This window comes from Faecalibacterium sp. DFI.5.82, assembly GCF_029076575.1.
GTDB classification, from domain to species: domain Bacteria; phylum Bacillota; class Clostridia; order Oscillospirales; family Ruminococcaceae; genus Faecalibacterium; species Faecalibacterium duncaniae.
On the sequence record NZ_JARFIS010000151.1, the window covers coordinates 1 to 363 of the forward strand.

Annotated in this window: 1 pseudogene; it reads left to right on the forward strand. The window is 59.2% G+C overall.

The window, feature by feature from the left end:
• Positions 1-59 precede the first annotated feature (59 nt).
• Positions 60-363: pseudogene (locus P0G09_RS16010) on the forward strand (M3 family oligoendopeptidase); the annotation flags it as partial.

The window sequence follows — 363 nt, forward strand, 5'->3', positions numbered from 1 at the left end:
CCCAAACGTGCAAATATGGGTTCAGCACTCAGACAAGAAGGAACGAAAGGATGAAACCCATGAAATTCAGCGAAATGAGTTATACCCGCCCGGACATTGATGCCCTGCTGGGCCAGTGCAAGGCGCTGGCCGCCAAGGCCGCCGGGGCCGCCAGCGGCGAGGAGCTGGTGAATGTTTACTACGAGCAGAGCCACGCCTTTGCCGATTACAGCACCGCCGCACAGCTGGCAAGCATCCACTACACCAGCGACACCCGTGACGCTTATTGGAAGGCCGAGCAGGATTTCTTTGATGCCAATGGCCCCGCCGTGGAGAACGCACGGGTGGAGATCAGCCGGGCATTTCTGGCCAACGCCCATGTGG